This is a genomic window from Acinetobacter sp. CIP 101966, assembly GCF_000369725.1.
GTDB classification, from domain to species: Bacteria; Pseudomonadota; Gammaproteobacteria; order Pseudomonadales; family Moraxellaceae; genus Acinetobacter; species Acinetobacter lwoffii_Q.
The window spans coordinates 1,660,586-1,679,953 of sequence record NZ_KB850160.1; the positions used below are offsets into that span (position 1 = coordinate 1,660,586).

Annotated in this window: 17 protein-coding genes; 5 read left to right on the top strand and 12 right to left on the bottom strand. The window is 44.1% G+C overall.

What is annotated here, in order from left to right; all coding sequences use genetic code 11:
- Positions 1-25: 25 nt before the first annotated feature.
- On the bottom strand, positions 26-364 hold the full coding sequence (gene glnK, locus F891_RS14120) for a P-II family nitrogen regulator (protein ID WP_004281042.1): 339 nt from the start codon (positions 362-364) through the stop codon (positions 26-28).
- A gap of 277 nt (positions 365-641) precedes the next feature.
- Here glnK and F891_RS14125 point away from each other — a divergent pair, with 277 nt between their 5' ends.
- Positions 642-869 (top strand): accessory factor UbiK family protein, encoded by a 228-nt coding sequence (locus tag F891_RS14125; RefSeq protein WP_034439636.1) that lies wholly within the window; start codon positions 642-644, stop codon positions 867-869.
- Positions 870-935: 66 nt separating this feature from the next.
- Complete coding sequence (locus F891_RS14130; protein WP_005263963.1) at positions 936-2,426, top strand: YifB family Mg chelatase-like AAA ATPase; 1,491 nt, start codon at positions 936-938, stop codon at positions 2,424-2,426.
- A gap of 46 nt (positions 2,427-2,472) precedes the next feature.
- Here the strand turns inward: F891_RS14130 and F891_RS14135 are convergent, their stop codons facing one another.
- Positions 2,473-3,213, bottom strand: coding sequence for a TorF family putative porin (locus F891_RS14135; protein WP_005263966.1), 741 nt, complete (start codon positions 3,211-3,213; stop codon positions 2,473-2,475).
- Positions 3,214-3,810: 597 nt separating this feature from the next.
- Here F891_RS14135 and F891_RS14140 point away from each other — a divergent pair.
- Entirely contained in the window at positions 3,811-5,175 is a 1,365-nt protein-coding gene (locus F891_RS14140) for an OprD family outer membrane porin (RefSeq protein WP_005263971.1), read from the top strand.
- A 92-nt stretch (positions 5,176-5,267) separates the two neighbouring features.
- On the opposite strand, the gene ppa is transcribed toward F891_RS14140, so the two are convergent.
- Together ppa and F891_RS14150 are read right to left on the bottom strand one after the other, a co-directional pair.
- Positions 5,268-5,804 carry an inorganic diphosphatase gene (ppa, locus tag F891_RS14145; protein WP_004281037.1) on the bottom strand — a complete coding sequence of 179 codons (537 nt, stop codon included), beginning with the start codon at positions 5,802-5,804 and terminating at the stop codon, positions 5,268-5,270.
- 117 nt (positions 5,805-5,921) lie between these two features.
- On the bottom strand, positions 5,922-6,320 hold the full coding sequence (locus F891_RS14150; protein ID WP_005108437.1) for an MAPEG family protein: 399 nt from the start codon (positions 6,318-6,320) through the stop codon (positions 5,922-5,924).
- A gap of 100 nt (positions 6,321-6,420) precedes the next feature.
- Between F891_RS14150 and F891_RS14155 the strand changes: the two genes are divergently transcribed.
- Positions 6,421-6,801: a hypothetical protein gene (locus F891_RS14155; RefSeq protein ID WP_005108436.1), complete on the top strand. Its 381-nt coding sequence runs from the start codon at positions 6,421-6,423 to the stop codon at positions 6,799-6,801.
- Between the two features lie 51 nt (positions 6,802-6,852).
- On the opposite strand, the gene F891_RS14160 is transcribed toward F891_RS14155, so the two are convergent.
- The 6 genes from F891_RS14160 to F891_RS14185 all read right to left on the bottom strand — a co-directional run bounded on the left by F891_RS14160 (position 6,853) and on the right by F891_RS14185 (position 15,335).
- On the bottom strand, positions 6,853-8,529 hold the full coding sequence (locus tag F891_RS14160; protein ID WP_005101517.1) for a long-chain-fatty-acid--CoA ligase: 1,677 nt from the start codon (positions 8,527-8,529) through the stop codon (positions 6,853-6,855).
- Between the two features lie 150 nt (positions 8,530-8,679).
- Positions 8,680-10,899 carry a DNA topoisomerase IV subunit A gene (gene parC / locus F891_RS14165; protein ID WP_005263975.1) on the bottom strand — a complete coding sequence of 740 codons (2,220 nt, stop codon included), beginning with the start codon at positions 10,897-10,899 and terminating at the stop codon, positions 8,680-8,682.
- A 165-nt stretch (positions 10,900-11,064) separates the two neighbouring features.
- Entirely contained in the window at positions 11,065-12,384 is a 1,320-nt protein-coding gene (locus F891_RS14170; RefSeq protein WP_004644895.1) for a niacin transporter NiaP, read from the bottom strand.
- Between the two features lie 129 nt (positions 12,385-12,513).
- Complete coding sequence (locus F891_RS14175; protein ID WP_004644893.1) at positions 12,514-13,158, bottom strand: trimeric intracellular cation channel family protein; 645 nt, start codon at positions 13,156-13,158, stop codon at positions 12,514-12,516.
- A gap of 61 nt (positions 13,159-13,219) precedes the next feature.
- Entirely contained in the window at positions 13,220-13,684 is a 465-nt protein-coding gene (locus F891_RS14180; RefSeq protein ID WP_005263978.1) for a YchJ family protein, read from the bottom strand.
- Positions 13,685-13,757: 73 nt separating this feature from the next.
- Entirely contained in the window at positions 13,758-15,335 is a 1,578-nt protein-coding gene (locus tag F891_RS14185; RefSeq protein WP_005263986.1) for a TerC family protein, read from the bottom strand.
- A gap of 332 nt (positions 15,336-15,667) precedes the next feature.
- Between F891_RS14185 and F891_RS14190 the strand changes: the two genes are divergently transcribed.
- Positions 15,668-16,288 (top strand): LOG family protein, encoded by a 621-nt coding sequence (locus F891_RS14190; protein WP_004281026.1) that lies wholly within the window; start codon positions 15,668-15,670, stop codon positions 16,286-16,288.
- Between the two features lie 65 nt (positions 16,289-16,353).
- Here the strand turns inward: F891_RS14190 and F891_RS14195 are convergent, their stop codons facing one another.
- On the bottom strand, positions 16,354-17,328 hold the full coding sequence (locus F891_RS14195; RefSeq protein ID WP_004732558.1) for a hypothetical protein: 975 nt from the start codon (positions 17,326-17,328) through the stop codon (positions 16,354-16,356).
- Positions 17,329-17,481: 153 nt separating this feature from the next.
- Positions 17,482-19,287, bottom strand: a complete 1,806-nt coding sequence (locus F891_RS14200) for a choice-of-anchor I family protein (RefSeq protein WP_415867428.1) — start codon at positions 19,285-19,287, stop codon at positions 17,482-17,484.
- Positions 19,288-19,368 lie beyond the last annotated feature (81 nt).

The following is a 19,368-nucleotide window of genomic DNA, read 5'->3' on the forward strand; positions in this document are numbered from 1 at the left end:
GGTACTCAGCAAACTTCGTGCCAAGTTAGACAGCGTCTGCACCTGTTTCACCTGTACGAATACGGATGACTTGTTCCAAGTTAGTCACGAAAATTTTTCCGTCACCGATTTTTCCAGTGCTCGCCACACGAGTAATAGATTCAATCACCGCGTCTACCATTTCATCGCTAATCGCGATTTCAATTTTGACTTTCGGCAAGAAATCTACAACGTATTCAGCACCACGATAGAGTTCAGTGTGGCCTTTTTGACGACCAAAGCCTTTCACTTCAGTTACAGTGATGCCTTGAACACCAATTTCAGACAATGCTTCGCGGACATCATCTAATTTAAAAGGTTTTACAATTGCAGTTACGAGCTTCATGTTTGTTTTCCTTCGGCTTATTTCACCAGTAAGGTTTTACGTTCAAATTTCATGCCAAGATTCCTAAGGTCGGGGGAAATTAAAAAGCCCGGCATGTGGTTTATTTATACCTTATTTTATACGGATAAAGACTTTGAATCTTCAAAAAATAGACATTTTTTATGTGGATTTTTACAATATCTTTAATTGAATAAGTCTATATTTTGTCTGAAATACTATAGTCTGCATTTTAGCAATGCTAAACTGTGCGCTCCTTTCTACGGCGATGGATCAGACGATGATTGAAACTTTATTACAAGCAATTTTGCAGCAAGTCGAACAACCTAAGAAAGATGTGGAACATAATATCCGTGCCCTGTTAAATGAAGCTGTGGCAAAAATGGATTTGGTGTCTAAAGAGGAAATAGAACGTCAGCGTACTGCCCTAAATAATGCCAATCATCGCCTGAATGATTTGCTGAAACAGGTGGAAGCATTAGAAGATAAAATTTCGAACAAAAAATAAGCACAAGTACAGTGCACAAAAGACACCAGGGCTATAAAAATAACGCACCAAATTGGAACAATAATAATGTCTTTTGCCAAAATTTATACGCGAGGCTTGCTGGGCCTGCATGCGCCTTTAATTGAAGTCGAAGTTCATGTCAGTTCGGGTATGCCTTCGCTCACTATAGTGGGGCTTCCCGAAGCGGCGGTACGTGAAAGTAAAGACCGGGTACGCTCTGCCATTTTGAATAGCGGCTTTCAATTTCCAACCAAACGTCTGACCATTAATCTGGCCCCTGCAGATCTGCCAAAAGATGGTTCACGTCTGGATTTACCGATTGCTTTAGGTATTTTAGTGGCCTCTGGGCAGCTGCCTGAAAATTGCACCGAGCATCTTGAATTTATTGGAGAATTGGCCCTCGATGGTCAATTACGTCCTGTCAGCGGCACCTTAAGTATTGCCATTGCTTGTCAAAGTGACCAGCATCAACTGATTTTGCCTGGCCCCAATGCACAGGAAGCCTGTCAGCTCCCAGACTTTAAAGTCTTTGCAGCCAATCATTTAAAAGAAGTGTGTGAACATCTTTCCCAAGCGCAGCGCTTACCGCAAATAGAAGCCAGTCCACTCAATACAGACCATTTTTATAAGTTTGATCTGGCGGATGTAAAAGGACAATTACGACCACGGCGTGGCTTGGAAATTGCTGCGGCAGGTGGTCATTCCCTGCTGTTTCGAGGCCCACCCGGAACAGGCAAGACCTTGCTGGCTTCTCGATTGGCCAGTATTTTGCCGCCCTTAAAGACGCAGGAAAATCTGGAAGTGGCCAGTATTTATTCGGTGGCGAATGCCAATCACCCTTTTGGACAACGGCCGTTTCGAGCACCACACCATACTGCTTCTGCGGTGGCATTGGTCGGTGGCGGCTCACACCCCAAGCCAGGAGAAATTACCCTGGCACATTTAGGGGTTTTATTTCTGGACGAACTGCCTGAATTCGACCGCAAAGTGCTGGAGGTTCTACGTCAGCCTTTGGAAGCGAAAGAAATCGTCATTTCCCGGGCATCACGCCAAATTACCTTTCCGGCTAATTTCCAGTTGGTGGCTGCCATGAATCCATGTCCATGTGGGTATGCATTCAATCAAGATATCCGCTGCCAATGTTCACCCGAAAGTATTAAACGCTATCAGAACCGGATTTCAGGCCCGTTGCTGGATCGGATTGATTTGCATATTGATGTACCGCCCTTACAGGCGCATGAGTTACAGGACAATCGACCTACAGAAAACTCAGAAACGGTTAGACAACGCGTCATTGCAGCCTATGAAATTCAGATGCAACGGCAAAATACCTTGAATATGAGTTTGAGTCCAAAGCAACTAGAGCAGTATGCCGCATTAGATCAGTCTGCTCATAATATGCTTGAAATGGCTCAGAAAAAACTGAATTTATCAGCACGTGGCTATCATCGGGTCTTGCGTGTTGCACGCACCATTGCCGATTTAAATCAAAGTCCAGATATTCAAAGTCAGCATCTTTCGGAAGCCCTGTCTTATCGCGGGCAGCAGCAGATTTAGGTCATTAAAAAAGGCGACACAATGTCGCCTTTTTATCTAAAGAGAATTAGAAGCTATAACCGAGTCCGAATACGACTTTATTCTTTTGTTTTTCATCAAAACGGTCATAACCACCCAAGATATAATTCATGCTTGCAGTTACACCTGTGTCACCAAGTGGCTTGCTTAAACCGATGTCAAAATGACGAAAACCAAAACTTTCTGTAGTTCCTTCAATATCACCTGATTTTTCATAAGCATATAAGCCTAAAGCTGTATTCAAGCTGAAATCTTGTGGTAAAGCATAGCTATAAGTAGCTTTTAAATAGGTATCACCTGCATTGCCCCAAGCGGTATCTTCTAAAAGTGTCTGTGCGGTTACACCAAAATCTTTATAAGTCAGACCAAGGTTTGTTTCAAAACCATTCGAATCTGAATTACCAACATCATAATAGTAGTAATAGGTTAAACCGACGGTATAACCTAAGTCATCATTAATAGAACCGTTATAACCTGCATAAAAGTCATTTTCGAATTCAGATCCATTATTTTCAAAACCATAATCGCTATAATCTAGTGTAGAACCCCACCAACCTGCATAGAAGCCAGACGCATGGTTATAATCTAAACCACCTTGAAGCGTTGCACCCTTATTTTCAGGTGCACTCGTAATACCACGTAAGTTATAGCTTGAAAGTACGCTGATATTTCCAGATACCGTATGTTCAGCAACAGGTTCTTCGGCAAAAGTAAAAGAAGATACAGCACTCAATAAAGCAAGAGATAATACTTTTAATGTTAATTTCATTGTGTGGCTCCCCCAGATCGTCTGAGACGTTTTTATGATCATTGATTAAACTCAAGCTCAAAATTTGCAAGAGCTATGCCAATCTGGATAAAAGGAACCAAAATAATAAATCTAAAAAGACAAATAAAATTTAAACCATTGTTTTTAAATAAAAATTAAAATTATGAAAAAATGAATTATCTAAGCTTTCTTTTAAATAAATGTAGTTAAGGGTATTTCATCAATTTTTTAATACTTATACATAATCATTTACAATTTGCCCCATTTTGATTCTATTTTTGTAATGATTAAAATTTGTGCTAAAAAATAGTGCGTAATTTTTGATCACATTTTTTGCACGTTCTAAAATAAATAAGCTGCTTATGTTCATTTCACCCCTTCAGAAATATCATTTATATCTTCCAATAAAATTATGTTTTTACTCACTTTTTACCGACAGTTTAAAAATTAATCACCTCAAATCCTTGCTATTGTTTAATTTGAGTTAAAAAAATCTAAACTTTAGTGGAATATATCTAATAAAAAATGACATTTTTTTAGCATTTCTTATACAATTCCTAAAAAATTCCGATCAATTTGTATAAGGCTCTCTTCCCAATGCAAAATTCAAAAAAATTAACATTAGCAGTTTTGATTCAGGCTGCTTTGGTTTCTACTGCTTTCGCTAGCGAGCAAAGTGAATCGAAAGGTTTTGTAGAAGATGCTGAAGGTTCTGTACTGTTCCGTACCGGTTATATCAGCCGTGACTATAAAGATACTACACCTGGCTCAGATCGCAGTTCATTTGCTCAGACAGCAATTGTAAAATTAGACTCAGGCTTCACCAAAGGTACCGTAGGCTTTGGTGCCGGTATTATTGGCGATGCATCTTTCAAACTAGGTGAAAATGCACATGCTGGTAATGACATGATCCCGACACACGGTGGTCAAGATGCGCAAGGTCGTGTAGATGCTTATGATCATTGGGCACGTGGTGGCGCATATGTAAAAGCACGTGTTTCAAACACGACTGCAACTTATGGTACTCAAGTTTTAGACTTGCCTGTGCTGGCAAGTAATACAGCACGCTTGGTTCCTGAATACTTCACAGGTGTGTTAGTTGAAAGCAATGAAATTGAAAACTTAAACTTAGTTGCTGGTAAATTTACTGAAAATCAACGTTCAAGCCAGATCAAATCTGATGGTAATGAACTGGATCGCGCAATCGTTTGGGGTGCGAAATATAAATTTAATGATGCAGTTAATGCTTCTTATTACGGTACAGACATTAAAGACCGCCTAGAGCGTCATTATGTCAATGCCAACTATAGTTATAAACTTGCTAATGACAGCACCTTAACTCATGACTTTAGTGGTTATCATACGAACTGGGATCGTGAAGCTAATAATAGTCTTTATTCATATATCGGTTCTGTAGACGATAAATTCAAAAATTCAATCTGGGCGATTTCAACAACTTATAATAAAGGCCCACACAATGTCATGCTTGCTTACCAACAAAATACGGGTAATACAGGTTATGACTACGGTCTAGGTCAAGGTGTAGGTGATGGTCATCAAACTATTTATATGCCGAACTCATACCTATCTGACTTCATAGGCAATGATGAAAAATCTGTTCAACTTCAATATACTTTTGATTTTGGTGCAATAAATGTTCCTGGCCTATCTTGGACTTCTGCATTTGTATATGGCTGGGATATTGATGCAAGCCGTGCTGTTCGTGTAGACCCAAATGATAGTGATTCAGCTCTACTTGGCCGTACTATTACAACTGATGATGCACAAGAACGTGAATTCTTTAACCAAGTGAAATATACCGTTCAATCTGGTTTTGCCAAAGACGCGAGCCTTCGTGTACGTCACTCATATTACCGTGCTGACCAAGCCTATAATGATGTTTACATGCCAGATACTAACGAATGGCGTTTATTCTTAGACATTCCTGTGAAATTATTCTAATTCACTCGAATTTCAAGCCATAAAAAAACCTGCACATTGTGCAGGTTTTTTATTTTAGGCTTTAAAAATTTAAAACCTAAACCGTAAAGCAATTACTTGTTTGCTTCTGCATAAGCTGCAATTGAGTCCAGTACTTCTTGTTTCGCAACATCAGCACCTTCCCAACCACTCAGCTTGACCCATTTGCCTGGCTCAAGATCTTTGTAATGCTGGAAGAAATGTTCGATCTGGCTGATCAACAATGGAGGAAGATCAGTATATTCCTGAACATCTTTGTAGATTGGAGTCAGTTTGTCATGTGGAACTGCAACCAGTTTCGCATCAACACCACCATCATCTTCCATGTTCAATTTACCGACAGGACGACAACGAATGACTGAACCTGGCTCTACTGGATGAGGTGTTACCACCAGTACGTCTAATGGATCACCATCAAGCGATAGGGTGTTTGGTACATAACCGTAGTTTGCTGGGTAGAACATTGCTGTACCCATGAAACGGTCTACAAATAACGCATCAGAATCTTTATCGATTTCGTATTTGATTGGTGCTGCATTTGCAGGAATTTCGATGATCACATAGATATCGTTTGGCGCATCTTTACCCGCTGGGATATTGCTGTAGCTCATAGCATCACTCTTTAACAAGTTATATCTTTTAAAAAACCGCGACAATTATAACGGTTTTTAAAGATTTTTTTGGATTTTAAAATATCGAACTGTAAATATGTCCACAGACTTGATGACTTAAACCAACTTGATGATCAGCAGCAATAAAGCCACCGGACATAACATCGAGAGCAACCATACGATGGAGCGTAAAGTCGCCCAGTTGGCCAAATAGCAGATTCCGTACAACACACGAAAAACTAGATAGGCCACACCAAAAGTCATCACTACACTTTGCGGCACCACCATATATTCCGCCATTAAAATAGCAGCAATAAAGAGTGGTAAACTTTCAAAGCTGTTCTGCTGGGCAGCATTGGCGCGACTGGCCAAGCCTGAAGACTTTTCTAAAAATGCCCGTGGGTTCTGATTGTCTTTGCTGCTGAAGCCTGCTGATTTTTTTGCAATCAATGTAAACACATAAGGCAAAAGACAAGCGGCCAAAATGAGATAAATAACCCCACTAATGCTGTGCATCTGTTTTTTCTCATGAAAATTTTATCTCTATCATAGCATGGCATTTCGTGAATAAATTTTGTTAAATAGAGTGCTTTTTATTACTTGTTAAGGATTCACTATGGTCGCGCCTGATCAAAATGAAATGTTCGATGTCCTCGAGAAACAACGCCAGCATCAACGTCAAGTGGATCGCGTATTAAAAATTGTCCTGCCGATTGTGGCATTTCTGATGGCTGTCATTTGTGCCAATATGAATATCTGGTCACCAATCTTCACCTTTGCCATTTTATGGATTGCCTTTTATTTCGTCGGTATCAAGCGTATGCCTCTCTGGCACTGGCTGGTCGCGATTCTGGTGTATTGCTTGGTCGATAACATTCTAAGTTATGGCAGCTTTAATCAAACCGGATTTACTCGCCAGTTCGGTACCATGTTTATTTTCTTGGGAGTAGTCGGCGTAGGTCGTCCTTATTTTGATCGCTGGTTAATGAAAAAATAAAAAGTCCAAATCAAAAAAAGCGCCTGATGGCGCTTTTTTTTCTTACAGGTATTAGGCTGTTTTACGTAAATCTTTACGCAGGATTTTACCTACGTTGGATTTTGGCAATTCATCCATAAACTCGACATAACGTGGACGTTTATAACCGGTCAGGTTTTCTTTAGCGAATGCTAAAACTTCTTCTGTGGTTAAAGACGGATCTTTTTTCACAACAAACAGTTTTGGCACTTCACCTGATTTTTCATCTGGCACACCAATCGCAGCCACTTCCAGTACTTTTGGATGAGTTGCTACAACCTCTTCAATCTCAGATGGATAGACGTTAAAACCAGACACTAGAATCATGTCTTTCTTACGATCTACAATTTTCACATAACCACGTGAATCCATAACACCGATATCACCGGTACGGAAGAAGCCATTCACCATGACCTTTTCAGTTTCATCTGGACGGTTCCAGTAGCCTTTCATGACCTGAGGACCACGGATTGAAATTTCACCTTGCTCACCCAGTGGAACTTCATTGCCTTCATCATCCAGAATAGCCACTTCAGTCAATGGCAATGGAATGCCAATAGTGCCACTGAATTCTTCAGACGCAGGTGGGTTTGCTGTTGCCACCGGAGAAGTTTCAGACAAGCCATAACCTTCAACGATATTGGTTCCGGTAACTTTCTTCCATGCTGCTGCGGTAGAAGGAAGTACGGCCATACCGCCGCCCATCGCCATTTTCAATTTGCTATGATCAAGTTGCTTGAACTCTTCATTGTTTACCAGCGCATTGAAAAGTGTGTTCACTGCCGGGAAGAAAGTCGGCTGGTATTTACGTAGCTCTTTCATCACCGCAGGTAAATCACGCGGGTTTGGAATCAGAACATTCGCCTGACCTTTGTACATACCGTAAAGTGCGCATACCATGAATGCAAAGATATGATAAAGCGGCAAAGCACAGAAAATACGGTCATCTGGCTGACCATCTTGCGCACCAAATTTGCTCTGGAAAATACCGTCACACTGCAACATGTTCGCAACCAGGTTACGATGTGTCAGTTCAGCACCTTTAGATACACCCGTCGTACCACCTGTGTATTGAAGAACTGCTGTATCGCTAAGGGTCAATTCAGGGCGTTTATAGTTACTTGGATTAACTTTAGACAAGGCCGCATTGAATCTCACATGGCCTGGAATATCCCACGCTGGAATTTGTTTGCGCACAGAACGCAATACAAAGTTCACCAGTGTCCCTTTCAAGGCACCCAGCATGTCACCGACAGAAGCTACCACGACATGCTTCACTGGTGTTTTACCAATAATTGCTTGGTAAACAGAAGCAAAGTTCTCAATAATCACTAGCACTTCAGCGCCTGAATCATTCAATTGATGCTCAAGTTCACGTGATGTATAGAGTGGATTCACATTGACCAGTACCAAACCTGCGCGGAACACCCCAAGTGCCACAACCGGATACTGAAGAACGTTTGGCATCATTACTGCCACACGTGAACCTTTTGCCAACCCCAAGCTTTGTAGATAAGTTGCAAACTTGCGGCTCGCCTCTTCCAATTCATTGAAAGTCATGGCCTTATCCATAAAGATAAAGGCATCACGCGAGCCGAATTTTTGGAAATTACGCTCAAAAACATCTACTAGAGAAGTATTTTCTGCTGGTAATTCTACTGTTTCTGGAATCCCTGTTTTTTGGTATTCAGCAAACCAAATTTTTTCCATAATGGCCATCTCTCCAATCATAATCCTTAGTATTTCAACTGTTTTTTTCAATATCACACGCCATTTTTAGACTTGTATATGTGCGATATTGCATCCATCTTGTTGAATCGTTGTTCATATATAACGTATTTCGCAGGATGGATGCTAGTCTTATCTTTGAATCAACAGTTTATTTGCTTTTTGATATCCGCGTGGTAAAAGCTGTCCTTTTGCACCGCGCTTGCCGATATATTTGCGCAAATCATCCCCTTTTAATTTTAACTGCTGTTGTCCTGCAAGCACTTGAATTATTTCATCAAGCTTCAATATTGTCATGGACAAAATTTGATCACCATCTTCAAGTTGTATCAATTTATTTCCTTTACCTTTGTTCAATACAGGTAATTCTGCTAAATCGACAATCAACAGGCGTCCTGCCGAACTGAGCAGTGCAACATGCGTGGCATCATCGAGTGGCTGCAGGTTCATGACCTCTGCCCCTTCAGATAAATTCAGGAAAGCTTTCCCGGCTTTGGCACTGGTATCCAGCTGCTTGGCCTGGGTTTTAAAGCCATAGCCTTTGTTGCTTGCTGCTAGAATTTCAGTTTCATCCTCTGCCACCAGAACCTGTTTAAAACCCACCCCACTGCCAGGAGACAGTTTTGAACTGAGCGGCTCACCGAGACCACGTGCGGATGGCAATGTGTTGATGGCCAAGGCATAGCTACGGCCAGTGTCATCTAATACATAAACGCGTTGATTGGATTTGCCCTGTGCATGACTCAAGTACTGATCACCGGCACGGAAATTCAGATTTTCTGCATCGACTTCATGACCTTTGGCACAGCGAATCCAGCCAGCTTCTGATAACACCACCGTTACCGGATCGGCCGGCAACATTTCAGTTTCATTAATTGCAGCAGCTTCGGCACGTTGTACGATTGGCGAACGGCGATCATCACCAAATTTCTTGGCATCGTCTTTCAGTTCAGAAATGATCAGGCTTTTTAAAGATTCTGGATTGGCCAGTTGTTCACGAATTACTGCCGCTTTTGCTTCCAGTTCTTCCTGCTCACGGCGCATTTCCATTTCTTCAAGCTTGGCTAAATGACGCAATTTTAGTTCTAGAATCGCTTCGGCCTGAATCTCGTCAATATTAAAACGCTGCATCAAAACTGGTTTTGGCTGATCTTCTTCACGAATAATCTGAATCACTTCGTCAATATTCAGATAAGCAATGATCAGACCGCCGAGAATATGTAGGCGTTTTTCGATCTTGTTCAGATGATATTGCAGACGGCGTGTTACCGTGGTTTTACGGATTTCAATCCATTCCAGCAAAATACAACGAATTGATTTCACCTGTGGACGGCCATCGGCACCAATCATGTTCATATTGACACGATAACTGGATTCCAGATCGGTGGTGGCAAACAAGTGACTCATCACCGATTCGGCATCAATACGATTCGAACGCAGAACAATGACTAAACGGGTTGGATTGGCATGATCCGATTCATCCCGTACATCACTGACCAGTGGCAGTTTTTTGGCCTGCATCTGATCGGCAATCTGGGTGATGATTTTGGAGCCTGAGACCTGATATGGCAGTTCGGTAATGATAATTTCGTTTTTATCGACGCTATAGACCGCACGCATGCGATAACTGCCACGACCTGTGGTCTGAATTTTTAACAGTTCAGCAGGCGGGGTGATAATTTCGGCTTTGGTCGGCAAGTCTGGCGCAGGAATATATTCTGCGATTTTTTCATCGGTCAGGTTCGGATTACGAATTAGCGCAATCGTCCCTTTGACCACTTCACGCAGGTTATGCGGTGGAATGTCTGTGGCCATACCGACAGCAATACCAGTGGTGCCATTCAGCAAGATGTTCGGTACACGTGCCGGCAAGTTCACCGGTTCTTTCATCGAACCGTCAAAGTTGTCCTGCCATTCACAGGTGCCCTGTCCCAGTTCAGACAGTAATAGTTCACTGTACTGGGAAAGCTTGGCTTCGGTATAACGCATCGCTGCGAAAGACTTTGGATCATCTGGTGAACCCCAGTTGCCCTGCCCTTCAATAAACGGGTAACGATAACTAAAGGGCTGTGCCATCAGCACCATGGCTTCATAACAGGCCGAGTCACCATGCGGATGGTATTTACCCAGTACGTCACCGACTGTACGTGCCGATTTCTTTGGTTTGCTGGTCCATTTCAGGCCCAGCTCACTCATGGCATAGACAATCCGGCGCTGTACCGGTTTCAGGCCATCGCTAATATGAGGGAGTGCCCGATCCATAATCACGTACATGGCGTAATTCAGATAAGCTTGTTCGGTAAATTCTGCTACGGAGCGGTTTTCTGTCGCATGATGCGCAAGGCTTGTCATAACAACCTATAGTCCTAAATAATTCGTTTTTGTATCAATGTTTCTTATGCTAAGTCGTGGCTGTAGATGACACAAGGGCATCAAATCGTTCAGCGCGACAATTTGTGTCTTATGGCCTAAAAATATCCACTTTATAGGCCCTAAGCAACTAAAAAATCATTCCCTTTATAAGCCCATCGATTCGAGGGTCTTGCCTTTGGTTTCTTCACCCAAGACCAGAATCACAATCGCGACAGCGACCAGAACTGCCGTAAACATGGTAAAGACATAGCTAAAGCCATTCGGCATACCCATCAGATGGGTTACAGCAAAAGGTGCCGCGATACCGCCAATCCGGCCAACAGCCCCGGCCCAGCCTGAACCAAAGGCACGGATATTGGTCGGATATTGTTCCGGCGTATAAGTATAGAGTACGCCCCAGGCACCCAGATTAAAGAAGGACATCAGACAGCCCCAAATCACGATTTCAGTAACACTACCCGACTGACCAAAGAAATAGGCAGAAATCGCGCACATGCCAATAAAGCCGGCCAAAGTCGGCTTACGACCGAGTTTTTCGACCAGCCATGCCGCCACCAGATAACCGGGCAACTGCGCCAGAATCATAATCAGCACATATTCAAAAGACTGGACAATGCTATAGCCTTCTTTGACCAGTAAACTTGGCAACCAGGTAAAGATGCCATAATAGGAAAAGATAATACCGAACCAGATCAGCCAGAGCATAAGCGTACGGCGCGCAAAGATACCCGACCATAACTGGGAAAATGAAATATTCTGCTTCTCTGCGACCGGTTTCACTTCAAAAATTTCATAGACTTGAACGCCACATTGACGCTCAATCTTTTTCACCAGTGCCGAAGCTTCCTCTATACGGCCACGGTTAATCAGGAAAGGAATAGATTCCGGCACCATTTTCCAGATCACGATGGCATACAGCGCAGGCAGGCCACCAATCATGAAAGCGGTTTGCCAGCCAAAATCTGGAATGATAAAGCGCGATACTAGCGCCGCGACCAGCCAGCCCAGCCCCCAAAAACTTTCCAGCAAGACAATAAAACGGCCACGTACATGCGCAGGAATATATTCACTGACCAGCGTTACGGCCACGGGTAGCTGACCACCCAAGCCCAAACCGACGATAAAACGGAATACCAGCAGCCAGGTCAGATCCGGTGCAAAAGCACAAGCTGCAGTGGCCAGGCTATAAATGACCAGGGTCGCAGCAAAGACTGTTTTACGGCCAAAACGGTCTGCCAGGCCACCTGAACAAATCGCCCCGATCGCCATGCCGACAAAACCGATCGACACCACCCAGCTTTTTTGATCGGCAGTCATCTGCCAGTCTTCAGCCATTTTTGCCAGGATAAAGGAAATCAATCCGGTATCCATCGCATCAAACATCCAGCCCAGTCCAATCACGACCAGCAAGGTGTAGTGAAACCTACCAATCGGTAAGCGTTGTATGCGAGAAACTAAATCCATAACAAAAATCTCTGATCAGGTGGAACGGGAGATGCTGCTTTCTCAACAGGTGGGCTGCTTTATATTTTTTATACTACGAATTGAGCTGAATGCGGCTATTTTTATTGCCGCACTTTATACATTTAAAAATTAAGATTCGTCTTTGGAAGATGCCGAGTGCTCATCATCATCTTTATAAATGAATTTTGGCATTTCCAGACCAAAATAGATGGCGATCAGACGTAAGCTAAAACCAAAGATCAGGGTAGACAGAATGGTCAGATCCTGCGACAAGCCGTAGTGACTACAGAGCCAGTAAAAGATCACTGAAACAAAGGCAATACTGGCATACAGTTCACGGCGGAACACCAGCGGTACGTCATTACATAAAATATCACGCAAAATCCCGCCAGACACACCGGTCAAGACACCCGCAACGGCGCTGACCACAAAACCATGTCCCATTTCCAGGGCAATCTGACAGCCAATAATGGTAAAGCCAATGAGCCCCAAGGCATCCAGTACCAGGAAGACATTACGTAACTGTCGCATCCATTTGGCAATCAGGATGGTGACGAAGGCGGCGCAACAGGTCAGCACCAGATATTCGGGATGTTTGACCCAAGTCAAGGGATAATGTCCGAGCAGAACATCACGGACCGAACCACCGCCCAGTGCCGTGACACAGGCAATAATCATCACGCCAAACCAGTCCATGCTGCGCCGGCCAGCGGACAGTGCCCCGGTCATGGCTTCAGCGGTAATTGCAATAATATAGATGACGGTCAGTAACATCGCCCTGCTTCCACCTGAGGCTATGAGATGGCGGCTATTCTAAGCTAAATCTGTGTGAAAGTTATAAGAATCCGGCACAACATTGCTTAAATTTTTTCCCCGAACCACAAATGCAGGCCTGTTTCATGGTGATGTTATGGTCTGTAGTCGGATCCAGAAAATACCAGCGACCTTCAAACTTCACAAAATGCGAAGCTTCATGATGCACCTGTGCCTGCTTGCCATCATGATAATGTGCCTTAAACTCGACCAAGGCATGATTTTTATCTAGTTTTTCATTGGCTTGAACAATTTCAAGCTTTAACCATTGATTGGCTTTACTCCATTCACTAATTGCCTGCAGGTCCAGCGCTTGTTGCTGACCCAGCGCAGTCGTGGTTTTGATGTAATCGATTTCATGCTTGGCGAAGGCACTGTAACGGGAACGCATGAGTTGCTGTGCAGTCTCTGCGACCTTTTGCCCTACATGCAGTGGCTGACAACAACTGTGATATTCGCCTTGTCCACATGGACATGCTTCTGACATTTCAGTTCCATAAAAATAGCCCGACAATGCGGGCTATTTTAGCAAACTTTACAGGCCAAACCTTGGCTAGAATCTAGTCCTGTGCAGGAAGCTGCGGAATGATATGCACTTTATCGATCTTATGACCGTCCATCGTCACGACCTCAAAGATATGCCCATCTGCTTCAAACTTTTCACCGCTATGTGGTAAACGTGCCATATGGAACAATACATAACCAGATAAAGTCGAATATTCTTCGGTTTCATTGACCAAATCACGATCCAGCAGCAAGGAAACATGACGAATATCGGTGGAACCATCCAGAATCAGGCTGCCATCTTCCAGGCTTTCTGCGGCGGCTTGCAGCTCATCTTCATCCGGGAATTCACCAGCAATCGCTTCCAGTACATCAATTGGGGTGGCAATCCCTTCAATCGAACCATATTCATTCAGGACAATCGCCATCTGCAATGGAGCCTGACGCAATTGCTCCATCACCATCAGTACCTGGGCATTTTCATGCACGATCACCGGTTCACGTAAGTGCTTTTCAAAATCCAGCACCCCTGTTTCAATGTATTCATTCAGGACTTTATGGGTCAGTACCACCCCGGCAATATTGTCCAGTTCACCACGTGCAACGATCAGACGTGAATGACTCATCTGCAATAACTGTTCTTTAATACTGTCGGCATCATTATCCAGATCAATCCATTCCAGTTCAGGACGTGGGGTCATTACCGATTTGACCGGACGTTCAGACAGACCCAGTACACCCTGCACCATGACACTATGATAGATACCGTTGTCATCATTAAAGACTTCATCAGCAAAGGCACGCGTCGCCAGAACATCTTCCGGCTCGGACGAATCATTGTCCTGGGCAGGTTTACCACCGAGCATCCGCATCACTGCTGAAGCAGTACGGTAGCGCATATCCGTGGTGGTCACCATTTTTTCCTGATTGCGTTTCATGGTCTGGTTAATAAATTCGACAATGACCGAGAAACCAATCGCAGCATATAAATAACCTTTCGGAATATGGAAACCAAAGCCTTCGACCACCAGCGAGAACCCGATCATCATCAGGAAGCCCAGACACAGAATCACCACGGTCGGATGCCTGTTGACGAAATCCATCAGGGCTTTGGATGCCCAGAGCATAATCCCGATGGCAATAATCACGGCAATCATCATCACTGACAGGTCTTTGACCATACCAACCGCAGTAATCACGCTGTCTAATGAGAAAACGGCATCCAGCACCACGATCTGGACAATCACCATCCAGAATACCGCATGGACCGGATTTTCTTCTTTGATGACCGGTTTGGCTTCCAGACGCTCATGCAGTTCCATGGTGCCTTTGAACAGCAGGAATACCCCACCAAACAATAGAATCAGATCGCGGCCCGAGAAGGCATGATCAAAGATGTGGAATAGTGGATCGGTGAGGGTCACCACCCAGGCAATCGAGGCCAGCAAGATCAAACGCATCAGCAGGGCCAGCATTAAGCCGACAATCCGCGCGGTATTACGTTGTTCCGGGGGCAGTTTTTCCGCCAAAATGGCAATAAAAACCAGATTGTCGATCCCGAGTACAATCTCAAGAACAATTAACGTGAGTAAACCGACCCAGGCTGAAGGGTCTGACATCCATTCAAAGATCATACGCTTGGCTCCTGAAGCTCAGGACTGCAGCATGGAATCACCTGACGCTGTGACACAGCAAAACAGAATTTTTTATATTGAATAAGATCAATTATTTGGCGTAGATTTATAAAGTTAAACGGCCAACTACCACTACCCATCGTCGTTCTATTGTTGTGAAACCAATTTTCAGTATAGCAAGATCAATTTGAAATTCACCCTTTTTCATGGCTGTTTATCGATGAATTTTGCCTGGCTGTAATGCAGTGAAAATGCAGCTGCTCACAGAATTGTCATATTTATTAATTAAGCTAGAGTCACAAGAAAGAAAAATGATAAGGTGAAGAAAATAAATGCAAAGCGTAATTCAAATGACAGATTATTTTAAAGAAAACTCCCCAAAAACAACTCGCCCTCTAGTGGCACTCTATTGTGGTTCACGTGCAGGCAACAAACCGGTTTATTTAGAAAAAGCCATTCATCTCTCGCAAGGACTGGCAGAACATGGTTTCGGACTGGTCTATGGTGGCGCCAGTATCGGCCTGATGGGACAGGTCGCGGATGCCATGATCCAGCACGGCGGTGAAGCCGTTGGGGTGATTCCCGAATTTATGCTGGATTATGAAATTGCCCATAACCAGCTCACTGAATTACATGTGGTGACCAGCATGCATCAACGCAAGGCTATGATGGCTGAGCGGGCCTGTGCCTTTGTAGCACTACCGGGTGGACTGGGCACGTTTGAGGAAATTCTGGAAATTGCCACCTGGGGGCAGCTGAACCAGCACCAGAAACCGATGATGCTGTATAACGTGAATGGTTTCTATGATGCCTTGATTGCGCAACTGGACCGTGCAGTTGAAGATGGTTTCTTACCGCCACAGCATCGCGCCAAGCTGATCATTTGCGAACACGAAGAAGAAATTTATACAACTTTAACCAATTTAGGCCATCCACAAAGATTTGTGGTCTAAATTTCTCAAGCAAGAAAAAAGCGAGCACCTAGCTCGCTTTTTTCTTGGATTTTTAATATCAGGACTTATTGACCATAATTCGTCACAAAGTCATAAAACATCGGCAAAGTTGTTGCCAGAATGACCGACATGGCCAGACCGAACATTAGTTTCATGGCATCTGCACTGACATTACGTGAAGTACGATGTTTGTTGACTTCATCCAGAATCATCGACATGGCAAATTCACGACCTGCGAGTAAGCCCAGGAATACCCAGGTGGTACTCATTGGAATGTTGCTCCACTCTTTAAAAACTAACAGGATAATGGCATACATGAAGTCGATAATCGTTGCAGCACGAATGTCGGTCACACCGGTTTTGGTGTCGACAATGTTCTGGATCGCCCCGCCACGTTGATACAGAATTACGCCCAGCAACACTACGAATACCGTAATCGCAAACATCAGGAATTCAAACGGCACCTGACGTGGCACGTACACGAAGATGTTAGCCAGATCCTGAATCAGCCATTGGCTCCACAGGAAACCGGTAGAGACCCACTGCAAGCCCATCCAGACCTTAGAGTGTTCCTGATGACGTGTCTTGGCAAAATGGCGTGCCAGCTGCTTGACCACAAAACGATAGATGACAATCGCCACCACAAAGGCCACCGCATAGCCCATCATCGATTTGACCATCATCGAGCCTAAGCTGGCAGGAGAGAAAATCGTAAGCACCAGGAAAGTGGTACTGACTGGAATCCCGTATTTGGTCAGTAGTAACAGCAGAATTGGCGGCACAATGTACAGCCAGGTAATGCCACCTTCAGGGAAAGGAATCGTTTCTAAACGACCGTATGAGGCATCACCCACCCCAGATGCATACCAACCATAGACCAATACGACAATTAAAATTGAGCTGATATAAATCCACAACACCCACCATGGGCGATGTGAATTCGAAGAAATAAATGTCCCTAGGGTTTGAGGTACATCATTTCCGACAATAGAGTAAGCGGCTAAACAAAAGCCGATCACCATCAAAATCTCGATTGTCATAAAAACAAACCTATACGCGAGGAGATTTCAGCAGTGCTGAAAAGTTGGCCCAAGATTATGACGGTTTTATTTCATTTTAATGACAAAAATGTCATATATGCGGTCACCTTACAAAAAAGAGCACCGAAGTGCCCTGAATCTAAAAGCTTTTGGTTACTTGAGATTTACTTGATAAATCGTGGTGCTGCCACTGACTTCATGGCCGACCACCAGGAGGGGTTTCTTATTCGGGGAGTCTTTGGCGGGGATAAATACCAAACCTTCCGGTCCTAAATCACCGGCTTGTCCCATTTCAATCTGCGCTGTGGTCGCTTTAAAATCACGTGAATTAATATATTGCACAAAGACTGGTGATGCAGGTGTAGACACATCATAGACCATGATGCCACCGACACGCTCCAGACCAATAAAGGCAAAGGTTTTTTGACCAATCTGCCCCAAGGTCACCCCTTCAGGTTCCGGCCCTTTATTGTCACTGCGATTATCCAGCCCAGCTTCTTCATGATTAAAGTTGAAAATCTCAGGATGATGTTTGGCAATATATTGCTCAAACTGATCGCCCGAATCCCATACCAGTTCTAAACCGGTCTGCTGATCATTTTCCACCCAGATACTGACCGAGCGTGTACCAAAACTATATAAATGATCATAGACCAGATTGCCCCGTTCATTCAGTTTGGCTGTACCATCGGCATTTTTTTGATAGCCTTCGGTCCAACTAATATTTAACCGGCCCAGCAGATGATCTTCACGGCAGTCTTTGGCATCCCCTGCAATAGCACCGCAGTAGGCAAAGTTAGCCGGATTGAGTTCTGCACCTTTGGCCAATACCCGAAGATGGGCTGGTAAATCATCACCCAAACGGCGGTCAAAACCTTTGGCATGGACCAAGTGTTTCACCCGCCATTCTTCTACAAAGCCCTGGCTGGTATCGTTATTGAAATATGCAGGATTGTTTTCACCCCAGGCACGGGCATCGCCTTCATTGGCAGACACAATATAGGTTTTGCCCGCGACCTCGAAACTTGCAATCGCATCTGGCATATATAAGCCACGGACATTGGCCCAAGTTTGAATATTGATTTTGCCTTTACCGTCGACACCATCCGCATCGCTGACATCCAGGCCGTGACCATTTATGCCATGATCTTTGAAGCCAAATGGATAAACAGCGAGTACTTTGGCAGCAGCCACATCAATTTTGGCCAAGGCATTGTTTTCCTGTAAGGTAACCCAGGCGGTTTTTCCATCTTTTGAAACAGTGATGTACTCAGGTTCAAAATCCTGAGCTGCGCTGGCCTTTGGTCCGAAAATGCGGATGCCCTGTTCACGCAATGCTGCTTCCCGTCCATTAAAGGCCTTAAAGTCTGCTGTACGAACGATCGGGGCTTTTAAATTGGCCAGACTAATGACAGACACTGAACCTTCTGGATCGACCTGATAATCATCGGAAGTCTCGCCTTCATTGGCCACCAGCAAAGTTTGACCATCCGGTGTGAAAGTCAGCATGTCCGGCAAGGCGTCCACCTGCACATGTGCCAGCTTGCTCAGGTCTTTGGCCTGATATAAGGCCACATAGCCAGGATCAGTTTTCACAGCAGCCTGAATCGCAATGGCGACAATGCCATTGTGTACCGCGACACTGTTGACCTCAGCCTCTGGCGCAATATCATCTACCTTGATAGAAGTTATTTTTTTCGGCTGATCAGGTTGACTTAAATCCAGCACATCCAATACGCCTTCTTTGGCATTGACCACGAATAGGCGTTGACTCTCGGTATCAAAGGCCGGAATTTCTGCAGCACTTTGCGCAAACACACCCGATTCATAAGCGGCTAATTTGCTTAACTCGATCGAGTTCGGTGTAGCCTCGACGATTGGAACCGGTGTTTCATTCTCACTCCCACATGCCACCATCCCCACAGCCAGCATGGCCACTATCAATGATTTTAATTTCATTTTTTTGTTGATCTATCATGAAGAATTCGTGACCAATTTATAACCAGAGCATTGCAGTGCCATGACAGATCGGTTGCAGTT

What these genes read in the sequence shown, in the direction of transcription:
- F891_RS14155 (WP_005108436.1), top strand. Translation starts at nt 6,421, where the DNA reads ATGGTCGCGCCTGATCAAAATGAAATGTTCGATGTCCTCGAGAAACAA.
- F891_RS14150 (WP_005108437.1), bottom strand. Translation starts at nt 6,320, where the DNA reads ATGCACAGCATTAGTGGGGTTATTTATCTCATTTTGGCCGCTTGTCTT.
- parC (WP_005263975.1), bottom strand. Translation starts at nt 10,899, where the DNA reads ATGACAAGCCTTGCGCATCATGCGACAGAAAACCGCTCCGTAGCAGAA.
- F891_RS14130 (WP_005263963.1), top strand. Translation starts at nt 936, where the DNA reads ATGTCTTTTGCCAAAATTTATACGCGAGGCTTGCTGGGCCTGCATGCG.
- F891_RS14170 (WP_004644895.1), bottom strand. Translation starts at nt 12,384, where the DNA reads ATGGATTTAGTTTCTCGCATACAACGCTTACCGATTGGTAGGTTTCAC.
- F891_RS14140 (WP_005263971.1), top strand. Translation starts at nt 3,811, where the DNA reads ATGCAAAATTCAAAAAAATTAACATTAGCAGTTTTGATTCAGGCTGCT.
- F891_RS14185 (WP_005263986.1), bottom strand. Translation starts at nt 15,335, where the DNA reads ATGATCTTTGAATGGATGTCAGACCCTTCAGCCTGGGTCGGTTTACTC.
- F891_RS14160 (WP_005101517.1), bottom strand. Translation starts at nt 8,529, where the DNA reads ATGGAAAAAATTTGGTTTGCTGAATACCAAAAAACAGGGATTCCAGAA.
- F891_RS14135 (WP_005263966.1), bottom strand. Translation starts at nt 3,213, where the DNA reads ATGAAATTAACATTAAAAGTATTATCTCTTGCTTTATTGAGTGCTGTA.
- glnK (WP_004281042.1), bottom strand. Translation starts at nt 364, where the DNA reads ATGAAGCTCGTAACTGCAATTGTAAAACCTTTTAAATTAGATGATGTC.
- F891_RS14200 (WP_415867428.1), bottom strand. Translation starts at nt 19,287, where the DNA reads ATGAAATTAAAATCATTGATAGTGGCCATGCTGGCTGTGGGGATGGTG.
- F891_RS14195 (WP_004732558.1), bottom strand. Translation starts at nt 17,328, where the DNA reads ATGACAATCGAGATTTTGATGGTGATCGGCTTTTGTTTAGCCGCTTAC.
- F891_RS14175 (WP_004644893.1), bottom strand. Translation starts at nt 13,158, where the DNA reads ATGTTACTGACCGTCATCTATATTATTGCAATTACCGCTGAAGCCATG.
- F891_RS14190 (WP_004281026.1), top strand. Translation starts at nt 15,668, where the DNA reads ATGCAAAGCGTAATTCAAATGACAGATTATTTTAAAGAAAACTCCCCA.
- ppa (WP_004281037.1), bottom strand. Translation starts at nt 5,804, where the DNA reads ATGAGCTACAGCAATATCCCAGCGGGTAAAGATGCGCCAAACGATATC.
- F891_RS14180 (WP_005263978.1), bottom strand. Translation starts at nt 13,684, where the DNA reads ATGTCAGAAGCATGTCCATGTGGACAAGGCGAATATCACAGTTGTTGT.
- F891_RS14125 (WP_034439636.1), top strand. Translation starts at nt 642, where the DNA reads ATGATTGAAACTTTATTACAAGCAATTTTGCAGCAAGTCGAACAACCT.